Here is a 13538-nt window from a genome sequence, read left to right on the forward strand (position 1 = left end):
TCGCTCAGCCCGCGGCCTCGGCCTGCTTGCCGTGCGGATAGTTCGACGGGCCGCGGGTGCGGAACACCTCGCGGAAATGGACGGGTTCGGGACCGGCCTCGCCTGCGACGGCATCGGCCAGATAGGGCCCCACCACCAGATGCGGCTGCCCCTGCGCGTGCAGAAGGCGCAGCGTTCCGTGCGCCTCGTCCTCGATCAGTTCGGCCTCATGGTGATGGCGCGTCCAGCGGTCATCCTCGGTCAGATAGACGACATCGCCTTCCAGAAGCGCGTTGGCGGTAACGACCTTGGGGGTGAAACGACGGCTCATTGTGCGGCCTCTTTCAGTTCGGCAAGGGTGGCGGCCTGCGCCCGGGGGGCAAGGCCATAAAGCAGGATCGCGGGGCCGGGCACGTCCGCGACGGCCTGCGGCAGGGTGGCAAGCGTGGCCGGGATCACGCGCTGGTCGGGGCGCGAGACGTTTTCGACCACCGTCACCGGCGTTTCGGGGGTGGCGCCATGCATCAGCAGGCGGCCCTGGATGAAGCGGGCGGATTTCTTGCCCATGTAGATCGCCGCGACCTCGCCCGTGGTGGCAAGGCTGCGCCAGTCGTGATCGGCAAAGCCCTGCATGTCATGGCCCGTCAGGATGCGGACCGAGGCATTGCGGCCCCGTCGCGTCAGACCCTGACCGATGGCCGCCGCCGCAACCGCGCCCGAGGTCAGCCCCGGCACCAGCGACCAGCTGACGCCCGCGGCCTCCAGCGCCTCGATCTCTTCGTCCAGCCGCCCAAAGACGCCCGGATCGCCGCCCTTGAGCCGCACGACCTGCGCGCCGGATGCCCCATGCTCGACGATCAGCCGGTTGATTTCCGCCTGCGGGGTCGAGGGGCCGAACCCCTCTTTGGCGACCGAGATCAAGAGAGCCTCGCGTCGGGCGAGTTCAAGGATCTCGGGCGTGACCAGACCGTCATGGATCACCACGTCGGCTTCATCCAGCAGGCGCCGTGCCTTGAGCGTCAGAAGCTCCGGATCGCCCGGCCCGGCGCCGACGATGGCCACGTGACCCTCGCGGGTGGCCGCGTTCAGGTGCCGGTCGAGCAGCCGCTCCAGCGTCGGGCGCAATGCCTCCTTGCCGCCCTCGGCAAAGGCGCGGGGACCCTCGGTATCGTAATAGGCGGCCCAGAAGTCGCGGCGCTTGCGGCCCATCGGCAGGACGTCGGCCGCGCGGCGAAAGGCCTTGCCGATCCGGGTCAGGGTGCCAAGGACCGGCGACAGGCGTTCCTCCAGATCGGCCTTGATCTTGCGCGCCAGAACCGGGGCCGCACCCTCGGTCCCGATCGCCACCACGACCGGGTCGCGGTCGACGATGGCGGGCGTGATGAAGGCGCTGTCCTGCAGGTTGTCGACGATGTTGACCAGCGCGCCTTCGGCCCGGGCGATGGCGGCCACGCGCGCATCCTCGGCGTCATCCTCGGCCGCAGCATAGACGAGCGACGCACAGAGCGCATCGCCAGGGCTGAAGGCGCGGCGGTGGAGCGTCAGGCGCCGCGCTTCGGCCCATGCCTCGATCTCGGGCGCCGGGTCTTCGGCAAAGACGGTGATCCGCCCTTCCGTCTTCAGCAGAAGCCGCAGCTTGGCAATTGCCGCGTCACCACCGCCCGCCACGACGATGCGGCGGCCCTCGACGTTGAGGAAGATCGGAAAGTGCTTCATGCGGTGCGAACCCTCTGGCTTGGCCCGGTGCGGTGGCGGCTTGGCTGTTTTCACCCACCAATCTAGGATATTTTCCCCCGGATGCGCCATATGCCCTTGCGGATAAGGAAGTTTGTTCCGTATGAGCGGGGATGTAGTGCCCTTGTTCCATAAATGGGGAAAGATCGGAATGACTGTCCGGCTTGACGACATGGATCGGAAAATTCTGGCTGAACTGCAGGAGGATGCAGGCCAGTCGCTGGACGAAATCGCGCGCAAGGTGGGGTCGTCCAAGACGCCGGTCTGGAACCGTATCCGCAAGATGCGGGACGCGGGCGTGATCGGGCGGCAGACCTTCATCCTCGACCCGGAATCGCTGGGGCTCGATGCGTGTTTCTTCGTGCTCATCCGCACCAGCGAACATGACACGGTCTGGCAGCAGAAATTCCTTGCGACGCTGCGTGCACGCCCCGAGGTGCTGGAGGCCCACCGCCTCGCCGGAGAGATCGACTATATCCTCAAGGTGCGGGTGGCGAATGCCCGTGCCTATGACACCTTCTATCAGGCGCTGATTTCCGAGGTCCGGATCTTCAACGTCACCGCGCTCCTCTCGATGGAAGAGATCAAGTCGACGACGCTCCTGCCGCTCTGACCGTCAATCGCGCCGCAGGTGCAGCGCGGTCAGCCCGTGGAAATGATAGGTGTCGGCATATTCCGGCGCGGCCGCAAGGCGCAGGCCCGGAAGCCGCGCGAAAAGGATCGGCAGCGCGATCTGCAGTTCCAGCCGCGCAAGCGGGGCACCCACGCAGAAATGCAGCCCGCTGCCGAAGGCAAGGTTGGTCTTGCGCGGGCGGCCCGGGTTGAACCGATGCGGTTCGTTCCACATCCCCGGGTCACGGTTCGCGGCACCCAACAGGCACGCCACCCGGTCGCCCCGGTGGAACACATGGCCCATCACCTCGATATCCTCATAGGCGATGCGTTGGAAAAGATGCAGCGGCGGGTCGTGGCGCAGACATTCCTCGATCGTGTCCTCGACGCGGTCGGGCGCCAGCCATTCCGCGCCGGTCCCGGTTTCCAGCAGCGTCTTGACCGCGATGCCGAGCGAATGGACCGTCGCCTCATGGCCCGCGTTCAACAGCAGAATGCAGGTGGTAATCAGTTCATCGGTCGAGAGTTTCTCGCCCCCTTCCTCGGCGGCGATCAGATGGGTGATCAGGTCGTCGGCCGGGCGGCGGCGCCGTTCCTCGACATAGCTGCGCAGGAAATCGACAAAGGCCACGGTGGCGGCGACGGCGGCATCCTCGGTCGCGCGGTGGCGGTCGGCCAGATACATGCGCACCATGGCGTTCGACCAGTGCAAAAGCTGGTCTGACATCTCCTCGGGCACGCCCAGCAGACGGGCGATGACGATCACGGGCAGTTTCTGCGCAAAGACCGGCAGCAGGTCGAAGTCCTGCGGCAGCGGGTCGATCAGCGCATGGCTCAGCGTCTCGATCTCGGGCGCGAGCGCCGCGATCCGGCGCGAGGTGAAGGCCCGCAGCACAAGGCCCCGCAGCCGGGTGTGGCGGGGCGGTTCGAGCTCCAGCATCGAATGCGCCTCGACCGCATAGAAGGGCGCGACATGGGCGGGCAGGGGGCGGCGCAGTTCCTCGGGCTCTTCCCGCCCAAAGCGACGGTCGCGCAGGATCTGGTTCACCGCCGCGTGGCTGACCGCGCAGGTCATGCCGTATTCCTCCCACCAGACCAGCGGCCCCAGCGTCCGGGCGCGGTCGTAGAACCCATAGGGGTTCTGGACGAAGGCCGGATCATGCAGCGGCTGGCTGATGCGGTTCATGCGCGTGCCCCCGCGGTCACCGCTGCACCGTCCAGCGCCACACGCAGCGCCGTCATGGCCGAGGGCACATCCGGCACCAGCCCCACGGACGCGCGCAGGTCGGGTTCGGCAAAGCCCGCCGCGATCACATGATCGATCAGCGCGGTAAGCGGCGTCCAGTAGCCGTTGGTGTTCAGAAGGAAGATCGGCTTTTCATGCAGGCCGATCTGGCGCCAGGTCAGCACCTCAAAGAACTCGTCCAGCGTCCCGGCGCCGCCCGGCAGCACCACGATGGCATCCGAATTCATGAACATCACCTTTTTGCGTTCGTGCATGTTTTCGGTGATGACAAGCCGCGACAGGTCGCGCCGCCCCTGTTCCCGCGCCAGCAGATGGGTGGGAATGACGCCGAATGTCTGCCCGCCCGCGGTCTGGGCGGCCCGCGCGACCTCACCCATCAGGCCGACGTCGCCGGCCCCATAGACGAGCCGCCAGTTTTCCGCGGCAAGACAGTCGCCAAGTGCGATCGCGGCCTCACGGAACGCCGGGTCCGCCCCGTTACGTGAGCCACAATAGACACAGATCGAATGTTTCGGCTCGGTCGCGTCGCTCATGTGGTCGGTCCCGCTGTGTTTCTGGTTGATTTGCCCCCTGTTATCGGCCCTTGTTGACAGGCTCAAGAGAGGGGGCGGCGGGGCCGTCGTTCCTTTTCTCCCGGGTTTGCCGAAATGCTGGTATGATTGGTGCCAGAAGACTGCCAAAGCTATTGATCGAGGACGGAATTGAGCGAAGAAACCGCTGTTGACACCGGAAAGGCCGGGGCCGGGACATCTGGGGCCGCAAAATCGGGGGCAGCGCGCTGGCCGCTGATCGCGGGGGCCGCAGCCGGTGGGGCGGGGCTTTCGGTCGTGGCGGTCGCACTCTGGTACGGGATGGCGCGTCCGCCGCTCGACCCGCCGCAGGCGGTGGTGGCCGATGCGCCCTCCTATGCGACGCCCGATACCGTGGCGATGGCCGTTCCAGCGCCCGAACCGGATGAGACCGCTGACGAAGCACCGCAGCCGCCCCGGTTCGACACGGTGCGCCACAGCCCGGACGGCGGCACGATTGTCGCCGGCAGCGCCGCGCCCGGGGCCGAGGTGTCGGTGATCGTGGACGGGGCCGAGGTCGCCCGGGCCACAGCCAATTCCGGCGGTGCCTTCGTGGCGATGTTCGACCTGCCGCCATCCTCCGATCCGCGCGTGTTGACCATGGCCGCCGGTCCCGAGGGCGACGATCCGGTGATGGCCGGCCAGTCGATCATCATCGCGCCGCGACTGGCCGCCCTTGAACCCGCAGATGGGGCAGAGGATAGCGCCCCGCTCGCCCTGATGAGCGCGGATGAAACCAGCGGGCCGGACACAGCGGAGCCCGAGGCACCGCGGCTGGCCGAGGCGGCAGCGACCGAGGCGCCCGAACCAGCAGCCGTCGACCCCTCGCCGGAACAGATCGCGGCGACCCCCGCAGCCGGGGATGCCCCGCCGTCCGCCGGGGCGGGCGATGCGTTGGCGACGGCGCCCGCCGATCCCGGGTCCCTCACAGCCGCAGAAGCGCCCGCCACTCCCGCGGAGGATAAGGCAGAGGCCGTCGAACTTGCCGCCGACACCAGCGCGGCCGTGCCTGCCCCCGGGGATACGATGCCCGGGGCCGCGGCAGACCCTGTCGCTGTGGCGGATTCCGGCGAGGCTGTCGCGCCTGCGCTTCTCATGGCCGATGACGAAGGCGTGCGCCTCTTGTCCGACGGACCCGCGCCCAACGTGGTGATCGACACGATCGGCTATGACGCTGCGGGTGAGGTGCAACTGGCCGGCCGCGCCACGGGCGAGGGGCATGTGCGGCTCTACCTCGACAACCGCGAAACGGCGACCCTGCCGGTCGGGCCGGACGGCCAGTGGGAGGGGCAGCTGCCGGATGTGGCGAGCGGGCTCTATACGCTCCGCGTCGACGAACTCTCGCCCGAAGGTCAGGTCGTCTCGCGGTTCGAGACCCCGTTCCAGCGCGACGAACCCGAGGATCTCGCCCGGCTCGCCGCCGAGCTTGAAACGGCCGCCGCCGATGGCGTGGCGGTGCAGGTCGTGACCGTTCAGCCGGGTTACACGCTCTGGGGTATCGCACGCGAACGCTATGGTCGCGGGATCGAATACGTCCGCGTCTATGAGGCGAACCGCGACCAGATCCGGAACCCGCATCTGATTTACCCGGGACAGGTCTTCACCTTTCCCGAGGAAACGACGGCCGAGTAACCGGCGCTTTGAACCCGCAGGCGGATCGCACGCCGATCCCGACAGGATAACCCGCGCCTGCAGGCGGGCGCCAACGGGGCGATCGCTCGGCCCGGGCTGGCGTCGGGCGGCGTGGGCGGCTAGTCTGCGGGCCAAGAAGGAACCCAGATGCGCCGCCTTTCGCCCACGACCGCCCCCGATCCGGCCGATCTTGCCGAACGTCAGTCCGCCCGGCGGGTGCTTGTCCGCGTGGCGCCCTATCTCTGGCCCCGGGGCGAGGCATGGGCGCGGCGCCGGATCGTCTGGGCGCTGGTCGCGCTGGTGGCGGCAAAGCTGATCGCCGTGGCCACGCCGCTTTTCTTCAAGGGCGCGGTGGACATGCTCGCGGGCGAGGGTACCGGGTGGGAACTCGCCCTCGGCGCGGTGGGCCTGACGCTCGCCTACGGGGCGGCGCGGCTTCTGAACGCGGGCTTTCAGCAATTGCGCGACGTGATCTTTGTTCGGGTGGGCCAGCGCGCGCTGCGCCGGATCGCGCTGGAGACCTTTCGCCATATCCACGCCCTGTCCCTGCGATACCACATCACGCGCAAGACGGGCGGCCTGTCGCGCATCATCGAACGCGGGGTCAAGGGCGTCGATTTCCTCATGCGGTTCCTGATCTTTTCGATCGGGCCGCTGGCGCTTGAACTGGCGCTGATCTGCGCCGTCTTCGTCTGGCTTTTCGACCTGCGCTATCTTGCGGTGGTGGTGGTGACCATCGCGCTCTACGTCTGGTTCACATTCCGGGTGACGGAATGGCGGGTAAAGATCCGGCGGATCATGAACGATCAGGACACGGATGCGAACCAGAAGGCCATAGACAGCCTGCTCAACTTTGAGACCGTCAAGTATTTCAACGCGGAAGGCCGTGAGGCGGCGCGCTACGACGCCGCGATGGAGGGGTATGAGGCGGCGGCGATCCGCACCAACTATTCGCTCGCGCTGCTGAACTTCGGGCAGGCGCTGATCATCACCGCGGGGCTGGTGGCGGTGATGGTGATGGCCGCAACGGGTGTGCAGCAGGGGGTGCTGACCGTCGGCGATTTCGTCATGGTCAACGCCTACATGATCCAGATCACCATGCCGCTCAACTTTCTGGGCACGGTCTACCGGGAAATCCGGCAGGCGCTGGTGGACATGGGCGCGATGTTCACGCTGCTCGACCAGCCGGCAGAGGTGCGGGACAGCCCCGATGCCCGCCCCCTGCGCGTCATGGGCGGGGCCGTGGAATTCGATGCGGTCGAGTTCGGCTATGACGCCGCGCGGCCGATCCTGAAGGGGCTGACGCTGAAGGTTGCGCCCGGGCAGAAGGTCGCCATCGTCGGCCCCTCCGGCGCGGGCAAATCGACCATCGGGCGACTCTTGTTCCGGTTCTACGACGTGACGGGCGGCACGCTGCGGATCGACGGGCAGGATGTACGCGATGTGACGCAGGACAGCCTGCACGCGGTAATCGGGGTGGTGCCGCAGGATACGGTCCTTTTCAACGACACGATCCGCTACAACATCGCCTATGGCCGGGACGGCGCGAGCAAGGCCGAGATCGAGGCCGCCGCCCGGGCGGCGCATATCCACGATTTCATCCTCTCGCTGCCCGAAGGGTACGAGACGCGGGTGGGCGAACGCGGGCTCAAGCTGTCCGGCGGCGAGAAACAGCGCGTGGGCATCGCGCGCACGCTGCTCAAGGACCCGCCGATCCTGCTGCTGGATGAGGCGACGAGCGCGCTCGACAGCGAGACGGAGCGTGACATTCAGGGCAGCCTGCAACGGATGGGCGAGGGGCGGACGGTGCTGGTGATCGCGCACAGGCTTTCGACCGTGGTGGATGCCGATGTGATCGTGGTGCTGGAAAACGGGCGGATCGCGGAACAGGGCCGGCATGAAACGCTGCTGGCGCAGGGCGGGCGCTATGCTACCATGTGGCGCCGGCAGGAAACCGAGCCGGAAGCCGCAGAGGGTGCCACAGAGGGCGCCACAGAGGGCGTCGCAGCGGATTCGGCGCCCGATGCGCTTTCCGCCGCCGGGGCAGAGATGGGTGAACCGGATCTGGCCGACCGATAGGGCGTGCGGATCGGGGCGGGCTTGGCAAGTGGCGCCCCTTATGTGTAAGACAGGGCCGGTTTCCGGCGGAGGATGGCGTGAGCAATTCGGACACATTCATCAACGAGGTGACGGAAGAGGTCCGGCGCGAGCGTTTCTATGCCTTTCTGCGCCGCTATGGCTGGATCATCGTTCTGGGCGTGCTTGCGGTGGTGGGCTACGCCGCCTGGACCGAGTGGCAAAGGGCGCAGGACCGCGCTGCCGCACGCGCCTTTGGGGATGCGGTGCTGGCCGCCATGCTGCACGAAACCCCCGCCGCCCGGGCCGAGGCGCTTGGGGAAATTCCGGCAAGCGGACGTCAGGACGGCATCCTGAACCTGATCGAGGCAGGTGAACGCGTCGCCGCGGATGACCGTGAAGCGGCGCTGGCCGCGCTTCAGGTCGTGGCCGACGACGGGTCCCTGCCGGCGAGCTATCGCCAGCTTGCGATGTTCAAGCGCGTCGTTCTGGGCGGGGCCGACCTGCCTGCCGACGAACGCGAGGCGACGCTTCAGTCGCTGGCGCAGCCCGGCCAGCCCTTCCGCCCGCTGGCGCTGGAACAACGCGCGCTTCTGCGCGTAGAGGCTGGCGATACCGACGGGGCCGTGGCGATCCTGCGAGAGCTTATGGAAGACCCCGGGCTGACGGCGAACTTGCGCCGGCGCGTGACACAGTTGATGGTGGTTCTGGGCGCGTCGCCCGAGGCAGCAGGCTGATCCGATGGCAGGGTTCATGTCGGCTGCGCAGATGACCAAAGACCCGCAAAGCGGGTGCAAGAGGAAGGGACAGGCGGTGAAGCGGATACAGGGTTTCGGCCTCTGCGCCGTGATGTGTGTGCTGGCGGCCTGCAGCCAGGAGGACCCCCCCCTGCCGGGTGAGCGTGTGTCGCTCCGCGACGGGCAGGAACTCGTGGCTCCCGAGATCAACACGATGCGCCCGCTCTCGCTGACCGCGCCGGTGGTCAACGCGGAATGGGCGCAGCGCGGCGGGAGCCCCGCCCATCGCATCGCCCATCCGGCCTTTTCGACCCAGCCGCAACGGATCTGGTCGGCCCCTGTCGGTCAGGGCGAAGACCGCCAGTTCCGCATTACCGCCGATCCGGTGCTTTCGGGCGGACGTGTCTTTACGCTCGACGCGCGGGCGACAGTCACGGCGACGGGGCTGAACGGCGCGACCCTATGGACGCGGGACATGACGCCCCCGGCCGAGGCGGCAGCCCGGGTTTCGGGCGGTGCGCTGGCGGCGGCGGACGGGCGGCTCTTTGTGGCCACGGCCTTTGGTCGGTTGGTCGCGCTGGATGCCGCGACGGGGGCCGAGCTCTGGACCCAGCGGTTTGCGGCGCCGGTGACCGCGCCGCCGACTGTTGCGGACGGAACCGTCTATGTGGTCGCGACCGACAACACCGCCTGGGCGCTTGATGCCGCGACGGGCCGGGAACGCTGGCAGGTTTCGGGCACGCCCAGCACGGCGGGCTTTCTGGGGGGTGCGGCGCCTGCGGTCACGCAACGGCTGGCGCTGCTCCCTTATTCCAGCAACGAACTGATCGCGGTGCTGCCGGGCAGCGGCAGCAGGCTCTGGTCGACGACGGTCGCAGGCACGCGTCCCGGCCGCGCCTGGGCGACCGTGACCGACATCACGGGCGACCCGGTGATCGAGGGCAACACGGTCTATGTGGGCAATGCCTCGGGGCGGGTGATGGCGCTCGACCTCGACAACGGCACGACCCGCTGGACCGCGCGCGAAGGCGCCTATGGCCCCGTCTGGCCGGCGGGCGATTCGCTCTTCCTCGTGTCGGATGAGGGGCAGCTTGTCCGGCTGGATGCCGCGACGGGGGGCCGCATCTGGGCCGTCGATCTGCCCTATTTCCTGACCGAGCGGGAACGCCGCCGCAACGAGATCGTGGCGCATTACGGCCCGGTTCTGGCGGGCGGGCGGCTGTGGCTTGCATCGAACGACGGGGCGCTGCGCAGCTTTGACCCGTTGAACGGCGCGCTTCTGTCGCAGGTCGAAATCCCGGGCGGGGCCGCCGCGAACCCGATTGTCGCGGGCAGCACGATGTATGTGGTCGGCCGCAACGGGCAGCTTCACGCTTTCCGCTGAGGCCGAACCGGTGTAAGGGCAACCGCTTCAACCCTTCCGGAGGGCGTCATGAGCTTTACCCTTGCCATCGTCGGGCGGCCCAATGTGGGCAAGTCGACCCTGTTCAACCGCCTTGTCGGCAAGAAGCTGGCGCTGGTCGACGACCAGCCCGGCGTCACGCGCGACCTGCGCGAAGGCGCGGCACGGCTGGGCGACCTGCGCTTTACCGTCATCGACACCGCGGGGCTGGAGGATGCGACCGATGACAGCCTTCAGGGCCGGATGCGCCGCCTGACCGAACGCGCGGTCGAGATGGCCGACATCTGCCTGTTCCTGGTCGATGCCCGCGCCGGGGTTCTGCCAACCGACGAAATCTTTGCCGAGATCCTGCGGCGCAAGAATGCGCATGTGATCCTTGCCGCCAACAAGGCCGAGGGCCGGGCGGGCGAGGCGGGGATGCTGGAGGCCTATTCGCTGGGTCTGGGCGAGCCCGTGCCCCTGTCGGCCGAACATGGCGAGGGGATGGAGGAGCTTTATCAGCGCCTGCGCCCCCTTGCCGATGCGTTCGACGAGCGGGCCGCAGCGACGGCGCCCGAAACCGATGTCGATGTGGAGGACGGCGAAGAGGACGGGCCACGCGTTCCGACCGATGCGAAACCGCTGCAGATCGCGGTGATCGGCCGGCCCAACGCCGGAAAATCCACGCTCATCAACAAGATCATCGGCCAGGACCGGCTGCTGACCGGCCCCGAGGCCGGGATCACCCGCGATGCGATTTCGCTGCGGACAGAGTGGGAGGGCACGCCCGTCCGCATCTTCGACACGGCGGGGATGCGCAAGCGGGCCAAGGTTCAGGACAAGCTCGAAAAGCTTTCGGTCTCGGACGGGCTGCGGGCGGTGCGCTTTGCCGAAGTCGTGGTCGTCCTCCTGGATGTGGAGATACCGTTCGAGCAGCAGGACCTGCGCATCGCCGATTTCGCCGAAACCGAAGGGCGCGCGGTGGTGGTCGCCGTCAACAAGTGGGATCTGGAAGAAGCCAAGCAGGAAAAGCTTGCTGAGCTGCGCGAGATGTTCGAACGGCTCTTGCCGCAGTTGCGCGGCGCGCCGATGGTCACGGTCTCGGCCATGACGGGGCGGGGGCTCGACCGGCTGCACAAGGCGGTTATGAAGGCGCATGAGGTCTGGAACCGCCGCGTCACCACCGCCAAGCTGAACCAGTGGCTGAGCGCGATGACCGAGGCGCATCCGCCACCCGCGCCGGGCGGCCGACGGGTCAAGCTGCGCTACATGACGCAGGTCAAGACCCGGCCACCGGGCTTCGTGGTCATGTGTTCGCATCCGGAAAAGCTGCCCGACAGCTATACCCGCTATCTGGTCAACGGGCTGCGTGACGCCTTTGACATGCCGGGTACCCCCATCCGGATGACCTTGCGCAGTCAGGCGGACCAGAACCCCTACAAGGATCGCAAGAAGTCAACGCCGTCGCGGTTGCGCAAGCATCTTGGCAAGCCGCCGCTGAAATGACGGAACGTGCGGATCAGGGCGCGATGGGGCCGGTCTTTCAGACGCGGTTGCCGGTCGCGCCTTGGGCCGCGCCCCATACGCGGCGCCTGCCGGGGACGCAGCCGCTCGATCCGGCTGACTGGCTGCAGATCGATGACGCCTATGCCGGGCAGATGGCGCAGCGGGACCACCTGATCGCCTCGGGCGCACCGGTTCATGCGCTGAACCCCGTGGCGGCAGATGCGGCGGCGGAACTGCTGGACCTTGTGCTGACGCATCTGCCCCGGCTGGGGTTCTCGGGATCGGATGTGATCATGCGCCCCGACGGGGTCGCCGTGCCGGTCGACCGGCAGGCGCCGCTTCTGACACTTGGGCGGCTCTGCCAGGAGGATTTCTGCATCCTGCAGAAACAGGGCGATGAACATGTGCTGACCGGCGCGATCCTCTGTTTCCCGTCGGGGTGGACGCTGACGGAAAAGCTGATGCGCCCGCTGACCTCGATCCATGTGCCGGTTCCGGACTATGACGAGGGGATCGCGCGGCGGGTGCAGCGTCTGTTCGACGGCATACAGGTGGACCGGCCGCTGTGGCGCGCCAATATCCTGCCCTATGAACATCCCCGGCTTTTTGCGCCGCAACTGGAAGACCTGCGCCGCCGCAGAACCCTTGGGCCAAAACCCTTCCTGCGCAGTGAACGGCAGTGCCTGCTGCGTCTGCCGGTCACGGGCGCGGTGATCTTTTCGATCCACACCTACATGCTGCGCATGGACGACCTGCCGCCCGAGATCCGCGCCGGCGTCGCGACCTATGAGGTGCCGGAGCCCTGAAGGGCTCCGCCTCAGTCGGTGCGCGTGGCTGTCAGCGTCACATCGACCACGACGGCATGGCCCAGCGTCCCCTCGGCCGGTTGGCTGGCGCCGATGCCAAAGGCCATCCGGTCGAGCGTGAGGGCGCCTTCCATCTCGGCGCGGTCGCCGTCGATCCGCAACGTGAAGGGCAGATCGACCGGCACCGTCACGCCGCGCAGGTCGAGCGTGCCCCGCGCCACATAGGAATCACCGTCAGGGCCATCGGGCAGGATATCGGCCTCGAACCGCGCCGTGGGGTGATTGGCTGCGTCGAAGAAATCGGCCCCCATCGCCTGTGCCGTGACCGAGCCGAGGCGGAGGCTCTCGATCGCGACCTGGACGTCGGCGCGGCCATGGCTGCCATCGATGAGCGTTTCGTCAAAGGTGATCGCGGCGGTCCAGCTCTCGAAGCTGCCGGTGACCTCGGCACCCATCTGGCGGATGGTGATCGCAAGGGTTCCGTCCTCCACCTGCCAACCTGTTTCGACCGGGCCAAGCGCGGTCATCACATTGTCCTGCCGCATCAGCGCCAAGGCGCCGGCACTCGCGGCGACATAGATCAGCACTGCGGCAAGTGCCGGGGCCAGCCCGTGACGCGCCGCGGTCGCAGGTGCAGCGACAAAGCCGCCGCGCAGCATCCGCCGCAAGGTCGCATCGCGGTCGATCAGGTGATGTTTCAGCGCGCCTGCCACATGCAGCACAATTGCCGCCAGCAGGATCCAGATGAACACGCCGTGCAATGCGCCGGCCACCGCAGACACCGTTTCGTCCTGCGGCACAAACGGCAGGCCTTGCCCGAACGGCCACCAGATCGGTGCGAATCCGGTTGTCGCCGCGTGATGCACCCAGCCCGTCAGCGGCACGAGCATCAAGGACAGGTAAAGCGCCCAGTGGACGATATCGGCCACCAGGGTCTCTGCACGCCGGTCGGGGTGCAGGGGGGCGGGCTTCGGTTGTGTCAGCGCCCAGAGGATACGCAAGAGCGCCACCAGAAACGCAGCAACCCCCAGTGTCTTGTGCAGTGAGAACAGCGCGACCTTGGTTGCGAGCTCTGTCTCGTTCGCCATCGGCCATTTCTCGGCGATGAACCCCAGCGGAAAGGCTGTGAGGATCAAGAGCGCGGTCAACCAGTGAAAGGTCCGGGCGACTGCGCCGAAATCCTGCACAGTATTGCCAAGTGTCGTGACGTTGGTCGGGGTCATGTTGCCTCCGGCGGGATAAGGCTGATGGGAAACTCGT

12 protein-coding genes are annotated in these 13538 nt (G+C 67.6%); 7 read left to right on the top strand and 5 right to left on the bottom strand.

The window, feature by feature from the left end:
* Window positions 1–4: 4 nt before the first annotated feature.
* Both ACFSGJ_RS08915 and cysG read right to left on the bottom strand, forming a co-directional pair.
* Window positions 5–310: a DUF2849 domain-containing protein gene (locus ACFSGJ_RS08915; protein ID WP_390260883.1), complete on the bottom strand. Its 306-nt coding sequence runs from the start codon at window positions 308–310 to the stop codon at window positions 5–7.
* Complete coding sequence (gene cysG / locus ACFSGJ_RS08920) at window positions 307–1695, bottom strand: siroheme synthase CysG (RefSeq protein ID WP_390260884.1); 1389 nt, start codon at window positions 1693–1695, stop codon at window positions 307–309. The genes ACFSGJ_RS08915 and cysG overlap by 4 nt, the downstream gene beginning before the upstream one ends.
* 169 nt (window positions 1696–1864) lie before the next feature.
* On the opposite strand from cysG, the gene ACFSGJ_RS08925 reads away from it, so the two are divergent.
* Window positions 1865–2326 (top strand): Lrp/AsnC family transcriptional regulator, encoded by a 462-nt coding sequence (locus ACFSGJ_RS08925; RefSeq protein ID WP_390260886.1) that lies wholly within the window; start codon window positions 1865–1867, stop codon window positions 2324–2326.
* 3 nt (window positions 2327–2329) lie between these two features.
* On the opposite strand, the gene ACFSGJ_RS08930 is transcribed toward ACFSGJ_RS08925, so the two are convergent.
* Both ACFSGJ_RS08930 and ACFSGJ_RS08935 read right to left on the bottom strand, forming a co-directional pair.
* Window positions 2330–3511 (bottom strand): cytochrome P450, encoded by a 1182-nt coding sequence (locus ACFSGJ_RS08930; protein WP_390260888.1) that lies wholly within the window; start codon window positions 3509–3511, stop codon window positions 2330–2332.
* On the bottom strand, window positions 3508–4104 hold the full coding sequence (locus ACFSGJ_RS08935) for an LOG family protein (RefSeq protein ID WP_390260890.1): 597 nt from the start codon (window positions 4102–4104) through the stop codon (window positions 3508–3510). Before ACFSGJ_RS08935 ends, ACFSGJ_RS08930 begins: the two co-directional genes overlap by 4 nt.
* Window positions 4105–4272: 168 nt before the next feature.
* On the opposite strand from ACFSGJ_RS08935, the gene ACFSGJ_RS08940 reads away from it, so the two are divergent.
* The 6 genes from ACFSGJ_RS08940 (at window position 4273) to ACFSGJ_RS08965 (ending at window position 12278) form a co-directional block, all read left to right on the top strand.
* The gene (locus ACFSGJ_RS08940) at window positions 4273–5772 is read left to right on the top strand and encodes a LysM peptidoglycan-binding domain-containing protein (protein WP_390260892.1); all 1500 of its coding nucleotides are present in this window, start codon (window positions 4273–4275) and stop codon (window positions 5770–5772) included.
* Window positions 5773–5919: 147 nt separating this feature from the next.
* On the top strand, window positions 5920–7851 hold the full coding sequence (locus ACFSGJ_RS08945) for an ABCB family ABC transporter ATP-binding protein/permease (protein ID WP_390260894.1): 1932 nt from the start codon (window positions 5920–5922) through the stop codon (window positions 7849–7851).
* 77 nt (window positions 7852–7928) lie between these two features.
* Window positions 7929–8585, top strand: a complete 657-nt coding sequence (locus tag ACFSGJ_RS08950; protein ID WP_390260895.1) for a tetratricopeptide repeat protein — start codon at window positions 7929–7931, stop codon at window positions 8583–8585.
* A gap of 76 nt (window positions 8586–8661) precedes the next feature.
* On the top strand, window positions 8662–9969 hold the full coding sequence (locus ACFSGJ_RS08955) for an outer membrane protein assembly factor BamB family protein (RefSeq protein ID WP_390260897.1): 1308 nt from the start codon (window positions 8662–8664) through the stop codon (window positions 9967–9969).
* Window positions 9970–10017: 48 nt separating this feature from the next.
* The gene (der, locus tag ACFSGJ_RS08960) at window positions 10018–11472 is read left to right on the top strand and encodes a ribosome biogenesis GTPase Der (protein WP_390260898.1); all 1455 of its coding nucleotides are present in this window, start codon (window positions 10018–10020) and stop codon (window positions 11470–11472) included.
* Complete coding sequence (locus tag ACFSGJ_RS08965; RefSeq protein WP_390260900.1) at window positions 11469–12278, top strand: heme-dependent oxidative N-demethylase family protein; 810 nt, start codon at window positions 11469–11471, stop codon at window positions 12276–12278. Before der ends, ACFSGJ_RS08965 begins: the two co-directional genes overlap by 4 nt.
* Window positions 12279–12289: 11 nt before the next feature.
* Here ACFSGJ_RS08965 and ACFSGJ_RS08970 read toward each other — a convergent pair whose 3' ends face one another.
* Entirely contained in the window at window positions 12290–13501 is a 1212-nt protein-coding gene (locus tag ACFSGJ_RS08970) for a cytochrome b/b6 domain-containing protein (RefSeq protein ID WP_390260902.1), read from the bottom strand.
* Window positions 13502–13538 lie beyond the last annotated feature (37 nt).

Source organism: Halodurantibacterium flavum (genome assembly GCF_042681825.1).
Taxonomy (GTDB): Bacteria; Pseudomonadota; Alphaproteobacteria; order Rhodobacterales; family Rhodobacteraceae; genus Halodurantibacterium; species Halodurantibacterium flavum.